We start from the raw sequence: 17506 nt of genomic DNA, 5'->3' as shown, positions 1-17506 counted from the left end.
GCCGGTCGGTCTCGTCTCGTGTCATGCTGGGGTACATGGTGATCGAGGGAACCGTCGTGCCCGGATTCGAAGCGGTGCGCGAGGCGTTCGCCGCGAACTTCGCCGACGGCGGCGATGTGGGTGCGGCGGTATGCGTGTATAAGGATGGACAGCCGGTCGTCGATCTGTGGGGTGGCTCGGCCGATCCCGACACCGACCGACCCTGGGAACGCGACACGCTCCAACTCGTCTACTCCGCGACCAAGGGTGTCACGGCGGCGGTGGCGCATCTGCTGGCCGAGCGCGGCCAACTCGACCTCGACGCACCAGTAGCGCACTATTGGCCGGAGTTCGCGGCCGCGGGCAAAGCCGACATCCCGGTGCGCTGGCTGCTCAGCCACCAGGCGGGCCTGGCCGCCTTGGACAAGCCGGTCCCCCTCACTGATGCGCTCGCATGGCAGCCGATGGTCGAAGCACTTGCCGCACAGACCCCGAACTGGCCGCCGGGCACCGCCCACGGCTACCACGGCCGCACCTTCGGCTGGCTGGTCGGCGAGGTCCTCCGGCGCGCGACCGGACGCACCGTCGGCCAGATCCTCGCCACCGAGATCGCGGGCCCGCTGGGCATCGACTTCTTCGTCGGCCTGCCCGTCGGCGAGCAACCCCGCGTGAGCCGTCTGGTCTTCGCCCCCGCACCCGATCTGTCAGCCATCCCCGAAGAGATGATTCCCGCGCAAGCGCGCGACATGATCGCCGCGATGAAAGACCCCGACTCCCTGACCAACCGCGCCTTCCAGGTCACCGACCCCGCCGCCATCGACTTCAACGACCCCGCCGTCCACGCCGCGGAAATCCCGTCCAGCAACGGAATCGGCACCGCCCGCGCCATAGCCCGCCTCTACGCGTCCCTCATCGGCGACGTCGACGGCATCCGCCTCCTCACCCCCGAAACCGTCGCCGCCGCTACTGCGGAGCAAGCCTCCGGCATCGACCGCGTCATGCTGCTCCAAAACCGCTACGCCACCGGCTACATGCTCCCCACCGAAGGCTTCCCCCTCGGCGGCCCAACCTCTTTCGGCCACCCCGGCCGCGGCGGCTCCCTCGGATTCGCCGACCCGGGCGGCAACATCGCCTTCGCCTACGTCACCAACTACATCATCGAAGGCGCTCCCGACCTCCGCGCCCGCAACCTGGTCGACGCCCTCGAGACCGCCCTGGACTAACGCATTGCACCGTCACACGCGGGTCGACTACGCCACGTCAACCCGGGCACCGGTGGTCGCGGTGTATCGCAAGCCGTCACATGGCATCGAATGCGATATGGCACAGGTCGGCCTCGCCCACTGGGACAAGGGCGGCGGCACGCCATGGAGGGCGCCGTCGTATACTCCGGGGGTCGCGTAGTGCGACTGCTATTCACTCAATGTCGGCCGCGAGTTGGTGCACGCCTGCCCGTACCACGATTTCCCATTGGTCGAGATCGACGCGAGCGGCATCTGCGCCGTCACACCGTACCTGGTCACCAGGTGTAGCGGCCGTGCCGTCGCCGGTGCCGTGATTGCCTTCCTGGACCAGAATTGGGCAGGCGGTGGGTACCGCTGGGAGATCCGCCGAGCACGCCATGAGGGTGACACGCTGATCGAGACCGGTCGCGAGCGTCTGACGTTGCCCGAGGGCCGACACCCCTCGGGCTGGGCACGCGGGAAGATCGGCCGTGACGAAACCCTATGGCTGCGCGAGGACGACGACGTGCGGCGGTGGTATCGCTACGAGATCGACGGTTAGGCCATCAGTGGTTGCCGCTGAGCGCCACACTCGCGCCGACACCGATGATCATCAGCCCGCCGGTGCTGCCGACGGCCTCGAGCCGGCGGGGTGAGCGGGCGAACCAGGAGCGGGCGGCACCGGCGAGCATGGCCCACGTGCTGTCCGAAAGTACTTGGATGGCAAGGCAAATAGCGCCGAGCAGCAAGAACTGCACGGGTAGCGCACCCGCCTCGGGCACCGCGAACTGGGGCAGCACAGCGCCGAAGAACACGATGGTCTTGGGATTGGTGGCACCGACCACGAATCCCTGTCGCATCATGTGCCCGACAGCGGGTTCCTCGGCCGCCGACTGTAGGGCGGCTACCAGTTCCTTCCGGTGGCGAATCGCCATGACGCCCAGGTAGATCAGGTAGGCGGCACCGGCCACCTTGATCAGGGTGAACAGGACCGCCGACGCGGCGAGGATCGCGCCGAGTCCCAGGACAACGGCCGTCAAAGGCACAGTCGATCCCAGTGTCGCACCGAGCACCGACAGCAATGCGGGACGACGGCCGTGGGCGAGCGCCCGTCCGATCGCGAACAGCACATTCGGGCCGGGGATCACGATGATCACGAACGCCGCGACAATAAACGCCGCGAGATGAGAAGCGGGCACCATCAACGCAGCCTATCCCGGCGATGAGGTATGTGGTCCAGTCGCAGCGATGACCTCAGCGCAACGTGCGGATCCAACGACGCGTGTCGGCCGGATCGATCACGTCGTCTACCTCCAGAACGGTGGCGGCGGTGAGCGCTTTGCCGTTGGCGTAGGCGAGTTGGACGAGGTTGTCGAACGCTTCCCGCTGCTTATCCGGGTCCTCGATGGCGGCGAGTTCCTTGGCGAAGCCGAGGCGGACCGCGCCTTCCAGACCCATGCCACCGATTTCGCCAGTGGGCCAGGCGATCACGAAGCGCGGGGCACGGAAGGAGCCCGCCGCCATGGCTTGAGCGCCCAGACCGTACCCCTTGCGCACGATGACGGTGCCGAAGGGAACGGAGAGAGCCGCAGAATCGATGAACAGCTTGCTGAACTTCGTCACCGTCGCGTCCTTCTCCGCCTCCGGACCGACCATGAAACCCGGTGTGTCACACAGGGAAATGATCGGCAGGCCATGTGCGTCGCACAGTTGTAGGAATGCGCTGAGCTTGTCGGCGGCGGGGGCATCGATCGCGCCGCCCAGGTGGTGACAGTTGTTGGCGATGAGCCCGAACGGGCGGCCCTCCACTCGGACCAGCGCGGTGATGATGCCGACGCCCCAGTCGCGGCGCAGCTCCAGCACCGATCCGAGGTCGGCGACGGATTCGATAGCGGCGCGGATGTCGAAGGCACGCAACCGATTCTCGGGCACCACATGACGTGCCAGTCGCGAGTCGGGATTCTCCCATTCCTCCACTGCCCCTTGGAAATACGCCAGATACTGCCGAGCGATGGCGACCGCCTCGGCTTCGTCGGCCGCGACGATATGCACGACCCCGTTGCGGCGCTGCACATCGATCGGCCCGATGTCTTCGGGCGCGTACACACCGAGACCGCCACCCTCGATCATCGCCGGACCGCCCATCCCGATATTCGCGTCGGGTGTGGCGATAACGACATCGCAGATGCCGAGTAACGCCGCGTTGCCCGCGAAACAGCGCCCGGACACGATGCCGATCAACGGAACTCGACCCGACAGGGCACCCATGGCACGGAAGGTGGTGACGTCCAGGCCAGAGATACCGGCGTAGTCGGTATCTCCGGGCCGCCCGCCACCGCCCTCGGTGAAGAACACCACCGGCAGCCGCTGCTCGTGCGCCATCGCGAGCATGCGGTCGGTCTTGGCATGGTTGCGCATGCCCTGGGTGCCCGCGAGCACGGTGTAGTCGTACGACATCACCAGCGCCCCAGCGACTTGCGCGCCGAATCGGTCCGCGTTGATGGTGGCGATACCGGCGATCAAACCGTCGGCGGGAGTGTTCGCGATCAGATCTTCGGGGCTGCGACGCAAACGTTGCGCGGCGACCGCGAGGGCGCCGTATTCGACGAAGCTGTCCTCGTCGACGAGATCGGTGATGTTCACCCGTGCGGTGCGCCGACCCAGCCGATGGCGTTTGGCGACAGCGGCCGGGCGGCCCTCGTCGAGCCCGATGCGGTGGCGCTCACGCACTTCGGCGAGATCGGCGCGCACGACATCCAGGTCGACCGCCTCGATATCGGTGGCTGGGCCGTCGTGGTCGGCCTCGACCCACGTCAGCAAAACCGCGTGCGGGTCGACTGTCGCGCCGGGCGTGACGACATGGCGCAGCACGCGCAGCGGTTGTTCGGCGCGCAGCACATGCTGCATCTTCATCGCTTCGAGCACGGCGACTTCCGCACCCGCCGAGATGACCGTGCCCGGCTCGGCGAGGGCGATCACTGTGGCGCCCATCGGGGAGCGCAGGGCCTGCTCGTCGTACCGCAGCGTCTCTTCCATGGTGACTGGCTCCGAGGTGAGCTCCGCCGGTGCGGTTGGCACGTAATCGGCTGCCCGGCTTGCGAATTCACCGACGTGCCGCTCGAACCACGAGGTGGATACGGTGGTCCCGTCCAGTTGCTCCAGCACCGCCCGCAGCAGACTCGTGTTGGAATCGACCCCGGCGATCGCCGTTTCCGCGAGCGCGTCCGCACAACGCCGCAGCGCGGCCGAATACGTCGGGCCCCGTGCGATGATCTTCGCCAGCAGCGAATCGAACCGCGCGCCCTGCCGCATCCCGGCATACGCGGCAGTTTCCACCCGCACACCCGCTCCGGTCGGCGCGGCGAACTGGGTTACCGTGCCCGTGCTCGGCAGCACCTCGCCGCCCGCGGTCACGAGTTCGGCGTTGATTCGCGCCTGCACGGCGAAGCCGCCGGGCGACCCACCCGGCAGGTCCAGATCGGTGAGCGTGCACCCGCGGGCGAGATCGAACTGCACCGCCACTAGATCGATACCGGTCACCTCCTCGGTCACCGTGTGTTCGACCTGAAGACGCGGGTTGACCTCGAGGAACCACGCGTCTGCGCCGCCGACCAGGAACTCGACGGTGATCACACCGCGGCAGCCGACCGACTCGGCGATCCGCACGGCATCACCGTGCAACCGTTCCCGCAGTGCCGCAGGGACATTCGGCGCCGGCGCGACTTCGACGAGTTTCTGGTGTCGACGCTGCACGCTGCAGTCGCGGTCCCCGATCACGACCGCTCGTGCGCCGTCTGCGACGATCTGTACCTCGATGTGCCGCGCGTCGGGCGCGAGTGCCTCGGCGTAGATGGTGCCGTCGCCGAAACCGGCCAGCGCCTCCGCCGCGCAGCGCTCATACGCCTCGGCGAGCCCAGCGGCGTCGCGCACCACCCGCATGCCCCGCCCGCCTCCCCCGGCAGCGGCCTTCACCATCACCCCATCGGAATGAGCGGTGAGCAACGCCGAGATCTCGTCCAGGCCCGCTCCGGCAGGCGTCGCCGCAAGCACCGCAACTCCTGCCCGCCGCGCGGCCTCGCGCGCCGCGAGCTTATTACCGAAGACCCGCAACACCTTTGGCGCGGGACCGACGAAAACGAGCCCGGCCTCCGCGCACGCGGTCGCGAAATCCGCACTCTCACTGAGGAATCCGTAACCCGGGTGCACCAGAGCGTCGGGCCCCGCCTTGCGTGCCGCGGCGACGACAGCGGCGATGTCGAGATAGGCCGCCGCTCCGCTCCCCGGCAGCTGCACCGCGTCATCGGCCATCCGGACATGCATCGCCGCGGCCTCGTCGTCGGTGTGCAGCGCGAGGGTGGAGTAGTCCCGCTCGCGGGCGGTCCGGAGCACCCGGACCGCCACTTCGCCCCTGTTCGCCACAACCATCCGCATGCCGACAGTCTGCTTTGACATTGACATCAATGTCAACGACGATGAGCCCATGACAGACACCGGCTGGTCGGTGCGCGCGGCACGGGAACGATCGCATACCTCCCGCCACCGCGCCCTGCTCGACGCCGCCGCCCGAGTCTTCGCCGAGCGCGGCTACGACAAGACCACCGTCGCCGACATCACCGCCGCGGCCGGAGTCTCCCGCGCCACGATGTATGTCTACTTCGCCTCCAAGGACGAAATCTTCCTTGCCCTCGCCGCCCAGGTCCGCGACGACTTCCTCGCCGCGCAGGAACCCGACCTCGACGACGATCCGCGAAAGATGTTGGCCGCCACCATAGAAGCGTTCGCCGCCGCCGTCCTCGCCGCAGGACCGATGCTGCGCCTGATCGACGAACGAGGCGCAGTAGACACCCGAGTTGCGGCTCTCGCCGAAGAAATCGCCGAACGCCCGATCCGCCGCTTCACCCGCTACCTCGAACGCCTACAACAGGCAGGCCGCATCACCCCGGTCGTGCCGCCCCGCATCGTCGCCGAAACCGTCGGCTACACCCTCACTCGCGGCACCCTCGCCCGCATCGACACCGACCCCGCCACCCGCACCGCATACTTCGCCCACATCCGCACCGTCGCCGAAACGCTACTGACCCCCACCTGCAGGTGAACCGCACGATGGTGGCAGTCCCGATTCAGCAGGCCGACGGCATAGCCGACCCCAGTCGGGAGGCCGACGGGAGTGGCCCCGAACCGGGCCGCGCGGTCGCGTTGCCATGTCGGCGTGCGGGCACCCTGCAGGTCAGGCGATGCGAGAGACTGCGAGGCTGCGGTCGTCGGCGTTGGTTGCGGTGTCGGCGCCGGTGAAGGTGACTACGCCGTCCTCGATCTGTCCCTTGCGGAGACGGATCGATCATTAAAACCGCGCTGGTTTCAAACGGTGACTTGCGCTCACCCCGCCTTCACCATGAAGAACTGCGGCCGCCCGACGGTTCGCCTCGCCCTGCCCCCGACCCGAAGGTGCTGCATGTCGTCAATCGCCTTGGACTCGGCATCAGCTCGGGTCCGGCCACGCATTCGGTGGCGTCTGGGCCCGGCCTGGCTGCGGATCCTGAGTCCACTGGTCATCGTCGCGGCCTGGCAACTGCTGAGCAGCACCGGCGTGTTGCCAGCACGTTTGCTGCCGTCGCCGATCGCGATCGTGCAGACCGCGTGGTCACTGCTTCAGCAGGGCACCCTGCAGGACGCCATCACCGTCTCACTCGGCCGCGCCACGACCGGTTTCGCGTTCGGCGCGGTAATCGGGATCGGCCTTGCCCTCGTTGCCGGCCTCAGCCGGGTCGGTGAATACATCGTCGACCCGCCGTTGCAGATGCTGCGCACCGTGCCGTTCTACGGACTGATCCCGTTGCTCATCCTCTGGTTCGGCATCGGCGAACTACCCAAGGTGGTGCTGGTCGCGTTCGGTGTGGCAATCCCGCTCTACCTCAACACGTTCGCGGGCATCCGCGGCGTGGACGGCAAACTCGCCGAACTCGCGCAGGTTCAGCAGCTGGGCCGGGTCGCCCTCATCGGCCACATCGTGCTGCCGGGCGCGCTGCCGCAAACCCTCGTCGGCCTGCGGCAGTCCCTCGGCGTCGCCTGGCTCGCGCTCATCGTCGCCGAACAGGTCAATGCCGATGCCGGACTCGGCTACCTGATCAACGACGCCCGCGAATTCCTGCGCACCGATGTGGTCGTGGTCGGCCTGCTCGTCTATTGCTTCCTGGGCCTGCTCACCGACGCCGTCGTCCGACTGATCGAAAGGAGGGCCCTCGCATGGCGACGCGGCTTCCTGGGACGGTGATCACCGATACCGAAACCCCCAGCGCGGAAACAACACCCGAGGCAACCGTGCGAGCCTCCGCCGACGCGGGCGAGGCAGCGGACCCGCCCGGCCCCACGCCCGTTGCGACCCGCCCGGGCGACGTAACCGCACCGGCCGGCGCCTCTGACCGCGGTCTCGCCTCGTCCACAGAAGCGCCGACCACGGTTACCGCACAGGATCGTGCTGTCCAGACTCCGGCCGACCAAGCATCGACGAATCCTGTTGCCCGAGTTCACAATCTGGTCCGCGATTTCGACGACCGCCGCGTCCTCGACGGTCTCGATCTCGATATCGCGCCCGGTGAATTCGTCGCCCTGCTCGGCCGTAGCGGATCGGGCAAGTCCACCCTGCTGCGCGCGCTCGGCGGACTCGACCGCGGCGTTCGGGGCGAGCTGACCACCGAATGCACCATCGCGGTGGCATTCCAGGAACCACGCCTGGTCCCGTGGAAGCGCGTGCTGGCCAACGTGATTCTCGGTCTGCGCCACGACAACCCCAAGGCCGCCGCCCGCGCCGCGCTGGCCGAAGTCGGCCTCGCCGAACGCGCGAACGCCTGGCCGCTCACCCTTTCCGGCGGCGAAGCCCAACGCGCCAGCCTCGCCCGCGCGCTGGTCCGCGAACCCGACCTGCTGCTGTTGGACGAACCCTTCAGCGCCCTCGACGCTCTCACCCGCATCACCATCCACCGCCTGGTCGTCGACCTCTGGCAACGCCGTCGCCCCGCCGTGCTGCTGGTCACCCACGACGTCGACGAAGCGCTTCACCTAGCCGATCGGGTGCTGGTCCTCGGTGACGGCCGCATCGCCCACCATTCCCGCATCGACCTGCCGCGCCCGCGCCGCAGTGACCACCCCGATCTACTCACCCTGCGAACCAGGCTGCTCACCCAACTCGGTGTCGCGCCGGAAGGAACTTCATGATCGCCAAAAAGCTGTTACTCGCCACAACTCTGGCACTGGTCGCGGCGGTGGGAACAGCCTGCGGCTCCGGCGATTCCAGCGACCCCGCGGTCCGCGCGGACGGCTCGGTCGACCTGTCACAGGTGACCCTGCACGCGGGCGATCAGAAGGGCACCGGCCTGCAGGCGCTACTGACCGCCGCCGGTGAGGACAAGACCCCCTACAAGATCACCTGGGCGCAATTCACCTCCGGCCCGCCGATGCTCGAATCCATCAATGCGGGCGCGGTCGACATCGGTGGCGTCGGCAATGCGCCGCCCATCTTCGCCGCCGCCGCCAACTCCGCGGTGAAGATCGTCACCGCCTACCAGGCCGGGGTGGAGGGGCAGGGCATTGTGGTGCCGAAGGATTCGCCATTGCGCACCCCGGAGGAGTTGCGCGGCAAGAAGATCGCGGTGGCCAAGGGCAGCTCGGCACACGCCCATTTACTCGCCGTGCTGACCAAGGCCGGACTCAAATGGGACGACATCCAGGCGCAGTACCTGCAGCCGCCAGACGCCTTGGCCGCACTGTCCACCGGACGGGTCGATGCCTGGGCGATCTGGGACCCCTACACCGCGCAGGCCGAACAGCAGGCCAACGCGCGAATCCTGGTGGACGGCACCGGCTATATCCCCGGTGACTCCTTCTATGTGGCGGGCACGAAGGCGCTGGGCAACAAGTCCACCACGGCGGCGCTGCGCGATCTGGTCGCCCGCATCCAGCGCGCACACCTGTGGGTCGACGACCATCCCGAGCAGTGGGCCAAAACCTACGCCGAGCTGACCGGGCTGCCCAACGAAGTCACCCTCGCCGCCGTCAAGCGCGGCTCCTACCACGACCACCCCATCGATCCCGCCACCATCACCGCCGAACAGAACATCGCCGACGGCTTCGCCGGCGCCGGGCTCATCCCGCACAAGGTCTCCATCGCCGACTTCACCGACACGCGCTTCAACGACCTGTTGCCCCCGACCTCCTGAAGGGATTGGCTCCGAATGAGTCTGTCATTCCATTGGTTCCTCCCCACCTACGGCGATTCCCGCGGCCTGGTCGCCGGTGGGCACGGCGGCTCGTCCGCACCCGCCGGGCCCGTGGCCGCCCAATACGCCGACACCTACCTGACCTGGGGTGAGCCGGTACTCGCGGTGAGCAGGAAACTGGACTGGATCCGCGGGCTGGCCACCGAACGCGGCCGCGCCCTCGGCTACGGCTTGCGCATCCACGTCATCACCCGCGACACCGCCGAGGGTGCATGGGCCGAGGCTGATCGACTGTTGCAGGGCATCGACCCGGCCGACATCGAGCGAGTGCAGGCCAGCCTCGCGCGCAGCGAATCGGAGGGCCAGCGCCGCATGTCCGAACTGCACGGCGGCAGCACCGACCGGCTCGAGATCGCACCCAACCTGTGGGCGGGCGTAGGACTGGTCCGCGGCGGCGCGGGCACCGCGCTGGTCGGCTCGCACGAGGAAGTGGCCGAGCGCCTCATCGAATACTCGAAGATCGGCATCTCGCACTTCATCCTGTCGGGCTACCCGCATCTGGAGGAGGCGTACTGGTTCGGCGAAGGAGTGCTGCCCATCCTCGAGCGTAAGGGCCTGTGGCGCAACCCGGTCAGCAAGGCGGCCCCGGTGAGCGCCACCCCGTTCGCGGCGTCCTCGAGCAGCTGACCTCGGTCTCGACGACCGGATATTCGCGCCACGCGTCGACGCATGCGGTGCGTGTCAGCGCACAGTGCAACACCCCAGTTACCACGCCCGCGTTGTTGCGACGAGAAATGGTCTGTCGAGTCGGGCTCCCTCGGGCCGACTCGACAGACCATTTTTTCGTCCAGAGGGAGTCGATGACCAGCGCACCAGCGCGGCGGTGGCGCCGCCGCTTCCCCGATGAAGCGAGCACTCTCGGTGCCGGTTCCGCCACCCTGAAACGCAGCCTCGCCCGGATGATCTCACCGCCATGGGCGTGGGCATCATCATCGTCGGCGCGGGCATCTTCGTCATCACCGGGGTGACCGCCGCAGAGAAGGCCGGTCCCTCGATCGTGCTGTCGTTCGTGCTCGCCGGAACGGTCTGCGTGCTTGTCGCGCGCTCTGGTACAGCGAACTCGCGGCGATGGTGCCGGTCCCGGGCAGCGCCTACGCCGTGGCCGTCGGCATTGCCGTTACCTGGGCTACAGTCGTAAACGCTCGGCACTGGCCGAACCGGTCACCACCACCGAGGTGGTGTCGGCCGAGCGGTAGCGGGCGATCTTTCGGCAATTGGGATCTTGCACGAATTCGTTGCGACCGTCCCCGATTCATTGCGTACGACCAGGGATTTCGGCACGCTCTCTGGCAAGAGCACGGCCACCCACCCTCGGGGCCGTACGGAAAGGACAACGAACCCTATGTCCGATGACGAGAAACAGATCCGGATCCTGATCGAGCGATGGGCCGCCGCGGTGCACGTGGGCGATCTCGACGGTGTCCTCGCCGACCATGCCCCCGACATCGTGATGTTCGATGTGCCGCCGCCCCACGAGGGCGTCCGCGGTATCGACGCCTATCGGAACGTCTGGCCCGGCTTCTTCGACTGGCAGGCCCACGGCGCGACCTTCGACATCGTCTCCCTCGAGGTCGCGGCCTCCGGCGACGTCGCCTTCGCTTACGCCCTGCTGCTGTGCGGCACCGCCGAGGACTTCGCCGCCGACCCGGCCAAACGGCTACGCCTCACCCTCGGGCTGCGCAAGCAGAACGGGCGCTGGGTCGTTGTGCACGAACATCATTCCTTCCCCGACGCGGGGCTCGAACAGGGCGCCGTCTAGCGCTCGACGGCGGCCGCGGCTGCACTCGATGCAACGGCGCACCGAGGGCAGCTGCGGGTACTCGGCTTCCACCTGCCGTCAGCACCCCAGCGGGCCCCGAAATTCGCCGGATGCCATTGTGCGTACAGCGCAGCGCTGCCAGTCGACTGCCTGCTGCGCCCGAAACGCCGCATCGAGTGCACCAGGAGTTCCACGTGAATCAGCCTGATTACACCAATCATCCGGGCACCCGGCCGCCTGGTACGAGAACTGGACCGACGCCTCCGACTCGCCGTAGCAGCATCGTCCGGAGCCCGGCGGCGAACGCGAGTACCCGACCCTGACCTACGAGCGCGACGGGCGCATCGCGCGGATCACCTTCAATCGTCCCGAGAAGGGCAACACGATCACCCCGGACACCCCGGTCGATCTGGCGCACAACGAAGCGCGAAGCGCACTATGTGCTCGATGAAATCCTCGGCAACGCAACGGATCTGCCGATCACCGAGCCCGCCACCGATACGCACGACGTTATCTTGGTGAACTTCGGCCTGTTCGATCTGCTCGGGCTGCAACTCTCGCCGCGCATCCGGGACCTGGGGCGGATCACCTTGTATCGGCCGGGCCCGCGCGGCGAGGCGGAGTCCCGGTTCCCGCACGCGGGGCCGCTGCTGACCCGACGGTGCAACCTGGATCTGATCGCCGAGCACTATGACGACCTGCTCAGGTTGGCCGGGTCGCTGAAATTTGGGCACACCACCGCGTCGCTGCTGGTCGGCAAGCTGTCCGGCTCCGGGCGGCACAACACTGGCCGCCGCGCTCGAGGAGTACGGGGCGCTGCGGCGCACCATCTACGCCGCGAAGTACTTGTCCGATCCGGATTATCGGCGCAAGATCGCCCGCCAGCTCAACAAGGGCGAATCCCTGCATGCGTTGCGCCGTGACCTGCTCTACGCCCACGAAGGCATGATCCGGGCCCGGCACCTGGAAGCCCAGACCGAACAAGCGTGGTGCCTGACCCTGGCCACCAACTCGGTAATCGCCTGGACCACAGAGTATTACGGGCTCGCGATCGAGCAGATGCGACGTACCGGACGGCGTATCGATGACGAAGTCCTGGCCCACATCTCCCCAGCCCACAGAGAGAACATCAACTTCTTCGGTGCCATCGAGGTCGACATCGACGCCGAACTCGCACAACTCGGCCCTACCGGTTACCGGCCGCTGCGGGTCCGCGACACCCTCCTCTGATCACGCCCACATCCGGTTGCCTATCGTGAATTGCCTTGTACTGGTGTGGCATGGAATGCATACCATCAGATGGGTGAGATCCCCCGCCGACTTCGTGATTGTCGACGGACCTACAGCGACGATGTATTGCGGGTCGCACGCTGCCGGGCATTTGGGTCCGCTCCTGCTTGTGGGGCCGGACAACACGATTCGGCGGGCTCGGGCAGAGGAGTCGGTCGAGGACTTCGACCCCTGGTGCGAAGCCGTGGTGCTGATCGATGTGCGACGTCGGGTGCTTGCGTTGTCCGGGCGGCTGGACATGTCGTGGTGGGACGTGCTGACTCCGAGTTCAGGCGAGCTGCAATATGCCTACCGCGCCGCATACTATGCGTTGCTCGCACAAGCATGGCCGGGATGGGAGCTCCAATGGGCCTACGAAGGTATGGACGACATCGTGCGGTATCTCGGAACTCGGTACCGCGGTGACAACTACGGTCCAGGGCCAACATTCAGCGGGCCTTGGTACGACAGGTCACCGGTCTACGTCGACCCCGAATCGGACAATCCGTGTGACTCCCTGCTCGTTACACATGCTGTCGAGCCTGGTGCGCCGGTACGGGCGTACCACCTGTACAACGACGAAAACTCCGCCTTCGGGATCGGTGCGACGCTGGCGACCGCACTGCCCCCCACCGGTCTGGTGACCGAGCTGCCATATCCACCCACCAGTGGACTGCAATTGGACCTGGGTGCGCGGCATGCGATGGTGTGGACCATTCGCGAACTTACCGGTCTGCGCTCCGACTGGCCGCGGCTGTGGCCGGGTTGGCAGCTGGAGATCCAAAACGACCGATACGAAACGCAACTCGCCCGCTGCGATGGCCGGCTGTTCATCCTGGAACCCGACATGGCCTCGGCATGGGACCACCTCACCCGATGGGCGACACCCGGCATGATCGCCACGGAGCGCTCGCAATTGCGCCACACGCCACGCTGGCCCGCCCTGGTGTGCCCGCCTAGACGCGACGGCCGCCGGCGGGCTGCACCGAGACGACAATCCCGCGATGCTTGACCACCTCCACTCGCGCCCGCCGACCGTCTGTTCATCCGTCACCCCCGAGGGCAGACCTGAGCGTCGGACTGCACAGTCGCTCATTGCGGCCAACCACGCACGCTCATGCCGCCTACCGCGCTGTGGTGTGGGTCCCGTTACTACCAGAACCCCGAGCCCGCGACACGCTGTTTTGATCCGAGTCTCGCAGTGGGTTATCGCGCCCCCGAATATCCCAAAACGCCGATCATGTGATGTTCGGCTGGGCTGTGTGAGTTTCGCCAGCTTGATGCGGAAGGCCGCCGTAACGTAGTCCGTTCATGAGGAGGGCGAGCAGGCGGCCGGCTCGAGCGGAGCTGTCCGGGGTGTCCTGGGCGGCCCAGGCGATGGCGCCGACCATCTTCAGCACATCTGCTTCGTCCGCATCGGCGACGACCACGCCTGATTGCCGCGCCCGCGCCAGTAACGCGGCCCCGACCTCGAACAGCTCCGCATGCCAGGTCGATACCAGGCCATTCCCGTGGTCTAGCGCCGAGTTCATCACCGCGGCCGACAGACCCCGATAGGTCAAGGCATGCGTGAGCGAAGCACGCAACCACATGGACAACGCGTCGAACTCGTCCTCGACTGTCAGCAGCCCGCGACCAAGGTCGACCAACTCGGCCATCTGCTCGGCGAGCACCGCCTCGATGAGATCCAGCCGAGCGGGGAAATGCCGATACAGCGTCCCGCTGGCCACTCCTGCCCGCCGAGCGATCTCGTCCAAGGAGGCGTCCACGCCGAACTCGGCGAACGCAATTCGCGCCTGCTCGAGCAACTGCTCGTAGTTACGCCGGGCGTCTGCACGCCTCGGACGCCCCACACGCGACCGCGATTCGTGGCCTGCCAGCGCAATCACCACACCCTTGCTAACCGGGGACACAGTCCGCTACCGTACCCACCTAACCGGACCATGCCTCACTTTACTGGCATGGTTCACCCCGAGCATGGAGGGCCACCCCAATGGCGCTGACGGAACAAGAGCGGATCGACATCAACGACCTGATCAATCTCCACGGCCACCTCACCGACGCGGGCGAGCTGGACCGAGCGGGTGAGCTGTTCACCCCAGATGTCACCTATGACCTGGACGACTTCGGCCTCGGCTCGTTGCATGGGACCGCTGCTGTGCGTGAGGCCGCGCTCGCATTGGGCGATGCCAACCCGGTCGGCCATCACGTCACCAACATCGTGATCACTCAGATCGACGATCGCGCGGCGCGGGTCCAATCCAAAGGAATCGGCATCAAGGCCGACGGGACTGCCGGCAGTGTCGTCTACGACGACATCGTCACGCGCCAGCCCGACGGCTGGAAGATCCGCTACCGCAAGGTGACTGCCAGGCGAGCGGCGCTCGGCGAGCAAGAAGCTGGTCCGCATGAGGTTCTGGAGCGTTGGCGCCAAGCCGCTATCAGCCAGTCCGCCGACGAAATGAGGCGCCTGTACGCCGTCGACGCGGTGCATGAGTTCCCGTTCACCCGCCCAGGCCTGCCATCCCGGCTCGAGGGCCGCGACGAAATCGTGAACTGGATAGCCGCAGGGTGGAACGCCAACCAACTGAAGTCCGAGCTGTACCGCACCCTTGCCATCCACGACACCACCGATCCAGACACGATCATCGTCGAGCAGGAAGCCCTCGGAACTAGCACAGCCACCGGCGGTTTCGCGCTTCCCAACATCATTGTGCTGACCGTGCGCAACGGGCAGATCGCCCATCTGCGCGACTACGTCAACATCCTGGCGGACGCAGCCGCCATGGGGCGCGATATGTAAAGGCTGAAAACCGTGCACGGAACCGAACGTGGTACGGGTGAGCGCGTCCAGCTGACCGGCCTCATGCCGCATACCGCGCGGTGCGATGGGGCAAAAAGATCGTTTCCGCCTACGACCCGACCGCCGCAGCGAGCCACAGCCCATTCATCGCCGTTGACCAGCCGTTACCCGAAGTTCGTTGGATTTTCGGCGCTACCGGAACCCCCACTTCCATGGAACCGGAACAGTTTGCTGACCGGACACAGCAATCAGAGTCATGCCGATTGCGTATCGGTCGGGTGCAGCGAGCCGCCGCCCCGTCCAGGACAAGGCACCGCTTCATGGCGCCGCGGCTACTTTGCACTTCTAGTCACGGATCGTAGTTCGACGCCGAACTGCCAGGCGACCGCCGCCGCTGCGGCTCGGAGGGCCCCGACCGCATCGGCATCACCAGCGTCTGCGCCATCAGCAGCACCCTGCGCCACATCCGGGCAGCACGCCGGATCGACGGCCAGCACCAGTCCGAGCAGATCTTCCAGCGCCCGCCCGATCCGCAGATCAGCCAGCTCATATCGATTGCGCCGCCCCTCCCGGCTCTGCGACGACCAACCCGCAACCCCGAAGGCAGGCAAGGTGATTCGACAGAATCTGCCGCGGCACCCCGATCGCGTCGGCGAGGTCGGCCGGATGTCCCGGCGCCTCCCGCAGCCGCAGCAGGATCTGGGTACGTGTCGCATCCGACAGCGCGTGCCCGAATCTGATCAGCGCCTCGTTGTGCACGGTGGTCCGCATACGTCAGACAGTAAATTACATTCTGTATTCAGAACATTCTGTATCGTTTGGCCCTTCCGTTCGGCGGAAATCCGAGCCGATAGGGTCGACGAGGTGACCTGGACCGTTGGCTTCGACCTCGACATGACCCTCATCGACTCGCGTTCGGGCGTCGCCCTGGCGATCGACACCGTCGCCGCCGAGTTCGATGTTCCCCTTCAGGGAACCGCACTCGCCGAACAACTCGGCCCGCCGCTGGGCATGCTGTTGGCCGACTCAGGCGCCCCCGCCGAGTTGATCCCCGCCATGGTCGCCCGCTACCGAGAGTTCTATCCGACCGTCGTACCGAGAATTCCGGCACTGCCGGGCGCCGACGCGGCACTGGCCGCGGTGGCCGCGCGGGGCGGACGGATACTGATCGTGACCGGCAAGCACGAACCACTCGCCAGGCTGCATGTCGTCGAATTGGGTTGGCACGTTGACCATTTGGCGGGAAACCTGTGGTCGGCAGGCAAGGCCGGGGTGCTGCGCGAACAGCGAGCCGACCTGTTCGTGGGCGATCATGCCGGTGATATGCGCGGCGCGCAGGCGGCGGGCGTGTTCGCCGTCGGGGTCACCACCGGACCGTGTGATGCCGACGAACTTCGGGCGGCGGGCGCGGATGTGGTGCTCGACGATCTCACCGAATTTCCGGACTGGCTCACCCGATTCGGCGACACCGCGGTTGCGCAGAGCACCGACGCCGAGACGTAACCCCGCGTTGCTCAGCGCTCGGACGCGGCGGCCTCCAATGACTGGAACCGCAGCGTCAAACCATCCAGCAGCGCCCGCAGCCCGGTCTCGAAGGCGGCGTCGTCGATGTCACGCTGCCGTCCCGACAGCAGATGCGCCTCGTCGAGATGCGGATAGTTGCCCCGATACACCGCCGCGTCCTCCAGGAAGCTGCCCGCGAACGATCCCAGTGTCGATCCGGTGACGAAGAACCGCATGAGCGCACCCACCTGGGTCGCCTCCCGCCGCGGCCACCCGGAAGCCACCAATCCTCCGAATACCGCATCGGCCTGCGCAGCGCATTCGGCCGACGACCCATCCCCCGATTGAACGCGGGCACCAGGTTCGGATGCTCGGCCAGCGCCGTGCGATAGGACCCGGCCCACGTCTGCAGTGCGCCACGCCAATCCGTGATTACTGCCTGGTGCTCGAGGAACTCGGCCGCGGCGACTCCGCGGTGCGTCCAAGGCGTAGTCGTTCGCGCACGAGGCCGCCGTGCGTTCCGCCGATCGCGCGCCGCAGGTGTTCGGCGGCTACGGCTACATTGACGTATTCCCCCGTCGGCAAATACCTGCGCGACGCCAAGGTCATGACCCTCTACGAGGGCACCAGCCAAATCCAGAAGCTGCTGATCGGCCGTGCTCTGACCGGAATCAGTGCATTCTGATGCCGCCGGGTC

At 67.0% G+C, this 17506-nt stretch carries 16 protein-coding genes and 4 pseudogenes; 14 read left to right on the top strand and 6 right to left on the bottom strand.

Features of this window, described 5'->3' with window-relative positions; all coding sequences use genetic code 11:
- Positions 1–35 precede the first annotated feature (35 nt).
- Positions 36–1202: a serine hydrolase domain-containing protein gene (locus ACV7NQ_RS40915; protein ID WP_463364399.1), complete on the top strand. Its 1167-nt coding sequence runs from the start codon at positions 36–38 to the stop codon at positions 1200–1202.
- A 247-nt stretch (positions 1203–1449) separates the two neighbouring features.
- Positions 1450–1764: a hypothetical protein gene (locus ACV7NQ_RS40910; protein ID WP_463364398.1), complete on the top strand. Its 315-nt coding sequence runs from the start codon at positions 1450–1452 to the stop codon at positions 1762–1764.
- Between the two features lie 4 nt (positions 1765–1768).
- Here the strand turns inward: ACV7NQ_RS40910 and ACV7NQ_RS40905 are convergent, their stop codons facing one another.
- Both ACV7NQ_RS40905 and ACV7NQ_RS40900 read right to left on the bottom strand, forming a co-directional pair.
- Positions 1769–2404: a LysE family translocator gene (locus ACV7NQ_RS40905; protein ID WP_463364397.1), complete on the bottom strand. Its 636-nt coding sequence runs from the start codon at positions 2402–2404 to the stop codon at positions 1769–1771.
- A gap of 52 nt (positions 2405–2456) precedes the next feature.
- Entirely contained in the window at positions 2457–5633 is a 3177-nt protein-coding gene (locus tag ACV7NQ_RS40900; protein ID WP_463364396.1) for an acetyl-CoA carboxylase family protein, read from the bottom strand.
- 49 nt (positions 5634–5682) lie between these two features.
- On the opposite strand from ACV7NQ_RS40900, the gene ACV7NQ_RS40895 reads away from it, so the two are divergent.
- The 9 genes and pseudogenes from ACV7NQ_RS40895 (at position 5683) to ACV7NQ_RS40855 (ending at position 13515) form a co-directional block, all read left to right on the top strand.
- Positions 5683–6297: a TetR/AcrR family transcriptional regulator gene (locus tag ACV7NQ_RS40895; protein WP_463364395.1), complete on the top strand. Its 615-nt coding sequence runs from the start codon at positions 5683–5685 to the stop codon at positions 6295–6297.
- A gap of 357 nt (positions 6298–6654) precedes the next feature.
- On the top strand, positions 6655–7473 hold the full coding sequence (locus tag ACV7NQ_RS40890) for an ABC transporter permease (protein WP_463364394.1): 819 nt from the start codon (positions 6655–6657) through the stop codon (positions 7471–7473).
- Positions 7474–7733: 260 nt separating this feature from the next.
- Entirely contained in the window at positions 7734–8414 is a 681-nt protein-coding gene (locus ACV7NQ_RS40885; protein ID WP_463366009.1) for an ABC transporter ATP-binding protein, read from the top strand.
- Positions 8411–9415 carry an ABC transporter substrate-binding protein gene (locus ACV7NQ_RS40880; protein WP_463364393.1) on the top strand — a complete coding sequence of 335 codons (1005 nt, stop codon included), beginning with the start codon at positions 8411–8413 and terminating at the stop codon, positions 9413–9415. Before ACV7NQ_RS40885 ends, ACV7NQ_RS40880 begins: the two co-directional genes overlap by 4 nt.
- A gap of 84 nt (positions 9416–9499) precedes the next feature.
- Positions 9500–10102: pseudogene (locus tag ACV7NQ_RS40875) on the top strand (LLM class flavin-dependent oxidoreductase); the annotation flags it as partial.
- A gap of 286 nt (positions 10103–10388) precedes the next feature.
- Positions 10389–10613 (top strand): hypothetical protein, encoded by a 225-nt coding sequence (locus ACV7NQ_RS40870; RefSeq protein WP_463364392.1) that lies wholly within the window; start codon positions 10389–10391, stop codon positions 10611–10613.
- A 204-nt stretch (positions 10614–10817) separates the two neighbouring features.
- The gene (locus tag ACV7NQ_RS40865; protein ID WP_463364391.1) at positions 10818–11234 is read left to right on the top strand and encodes a YybH family protein; all 417 of its coding nucleotides are present in this window, start codon (positions 10818–10820) and stop codon (positions 11232–11234) included.
- A 419-nt stretch (positions 11235–11653) separates the two neighbouring features.
- Positions 11654–12464: pseudogene (locus ACV7NQ_RS40860) on the top strand (Tn3 family transposase); the annotation flags it as partial.
- A 151-nt stretch (positions 12465–12615) separates the two neighbouring features.
- Positions 12616–13515 (top strand): hypothetical protein, encoded by a 900-nt coding sequence (locus ACV7NQ_RS40855; RefSeq protein WP_463364390.1) that lies wholly within the window; start codon positions 12616–12618, stop codon positions 13513–13515.
- A gap of 226 nt (positions 13516–13741) precedes the next feature.
- On the opposite strand, the gene ACV7NQ_RS40850 is transcribed toward ACV7NQ_RS40855, so the two are convergent.
- Positions 13742–14416: a TetR/AcrR family transcriptional regulator gene (locus tag ACV7NQ_RS40850; RefSeq protein WP_463364389.1), complete on the bottom strand. Its 675-nt coding sequence runs from the start codon at positions 14414–14416 to the stop codon at positions 13742–13744.
- A gap of 80 nt (positions 14417–14496) precedes the next feature.
- Between ACV7NQ_RS40850 and ACV7NQ_RS40845 the strand changes: the two genes are divergently transcribed.
- Positions 14497–15306: a nuclear transport factor 2 family protein gene (locus tag ACV7NQ_RS40845; RefSeq protein WP_463364388.1), complete on the top strand. Its 810-nt coding sequence runs from the start codon at positions 14497–14499 to the stop codon at positions 15304–15306.
- Positions 15307–15655: 349 nt separating this feature from the next.
- Here the strand turns inward: ACV7NQ_RS40845 and ACV7NQ_RS40840 are convergent, their stop codons facing one another.
- Together ACV7NQ_RS40840 and ACV7NQ_RS40835 are read right to left on the bottom strand one after the other, a co-directional pair.
- Positions 15656–15856, bottom strand: coding sequence for a hypothetical protein (locus tag ACV7NQ_RS40840; protein ID WP_463366143.1), 201 nt, complete (start codon positions 15854–15856; stop codon positions 15656–15658).
- Positions 15771–16077, bottom strand: a pseudogene (locus tag ACV7NQ_RS40835) (ArsR/SmtB family transcription factor); the annotation flags it as partial. The pseudogene ACV7NQ_RS40835 and the gene ACV7NQ_RS40840, both read right to left, overlap by 86 nt.
- A gap of 93 nt (positions 16078–16170) precedes the next feature.
- Here ACV7NQ_RS40835 and ACV7NQ_RS40830 point away from each other — a divergent pair.
- Positions 16171–16809: an HAD family hydrolase gene (locus ACV7NQ_RS40830; RefSeq protein ID WP_463364387.1), complete on the top strand. Its 639-nt coding sequence runs from the start codon at positions 16171–16173 to the stop codon at positions 16807–16809.
- Positions 16810–16820: 11 nt separating this feature from the next.
- Here ACV7NQ_RS40830 and ACV7NQ_RS40825 read toward each other — a convergent pair whose 3' ends face one another.
- Positions 16821–17213: a TetR/AcrR family transcriptional regulator C-terminal domain-containing protein gene (locus tag ACV7NQ_RS40825; RefSeq protein WP_463364386.1), complete on the bottom strand. Its 393-nt coding sequence runs from the start codon at positions 17211–17213 to the stop codon at positions 16821–16823.
- Positions 17214–17304: 91 nt separating this feature from the next.
- On the opposite strand from ACV7NQ_RS40825, the pseudogene ACV7NQ_RS40820 reads away from it, so the two are divergent.
- A pseudogene (locus tag ACV7NQ_RS40820) lies at positions 17305–17494 on the top strand (acyl-CoA dehydrogenase family protein); the annotation flags it as partial.
- Positions 17495–17506 lie beyond the last annotated feature (12 nt).

Source organism: Nocardia sp. Tas62D01 (genome assembly GCF_055232035.1).
Note: the sequence above shows the minus strand (reverse complement) of the source record. Positions and strands in the feature narration are given on the sequence as shown.

What these genes read in the sequence shown, in the direction of transcription:
- ACV7NQ_RS40915 (WP_463364399.1), top strand. Translation starts at nt 36, where the DNA reads ATGGTGATCGAGGGAACCGTCGTGCCCGGATTCGAAGCGGTGCGCGAG.
- ACV7NQ_RS40895 (WP_463364395.1), top strand. Translation starts at nt 5,683, where the DNA reads ATGACAGACACCGGCTGGTCGGTGCGCGCGGCACGGGAACGATCGCAT.
- ACV7NQ_RS40870 (WP_463364392.1), top strand. Translation starts at nt 10,389, where the DNA reads ATGGGCGTGGGCATCATCATCGTCGGCGCGGGCATCTTCGTCATCACC.
- ACV7NQ_RS40905 (WP_463364397.1), bottom strand. Translation starts at nt 2,404, where the DNA reads ATGGTGCCCGCTTCTCATCTCGCGGCGTTTATTGTCGCGGCGTTCGTG.
- ACV7NQ_RS40880 (WP_463364393.1), top strand. Translation starts at nt 8,411, where the DNA reads ATGATCGCCAAAAAGCTGTTACTCGCCACAACTCTGGCACTGGTCGCG.
- ACV7NQ_RS40890 (WP_463364394.1), top strand. Translation starts at nt 6,655, where the DNA reads ATGTCGTCAATCGCCTTGGACTCGGCATCAGCTCGGGTCCGGCCACGC.
- ACV7NQ_RS40865 (WP_463364391.1), top strand. Translation starts at nt 10,818, where the DNA reads ATGTCCGATGACGAGAAACAGATCCGGATCCTGATCGAGCGATGGGCC.
- ACV7NQ_RS40840 (WP_463366143.1), bottom strand. Translation starts at nt 15,856, where the DNA reads ATGAGCTGGCTGATCTGCGGATCGGGCGGGCGCTGGAAGATCTGCTCG.
- ACV7NQ_RS40900 (WP_463364396.1), bottom strand. Translation starts at nt 5,633, where the DNA reads ATGCGGATGGTTGTGGCGAACAGGGGCGAAGTGGCGGTCCGGGTGCTC.
- ACV7NQ_RS40845 (WP_463364388.1), top strand. Translation starts at nt 14,497, where the DNA reads ATGGCGCTGACGGAACAAGAGCGGATCGACATCAACGACCTGATCAAT.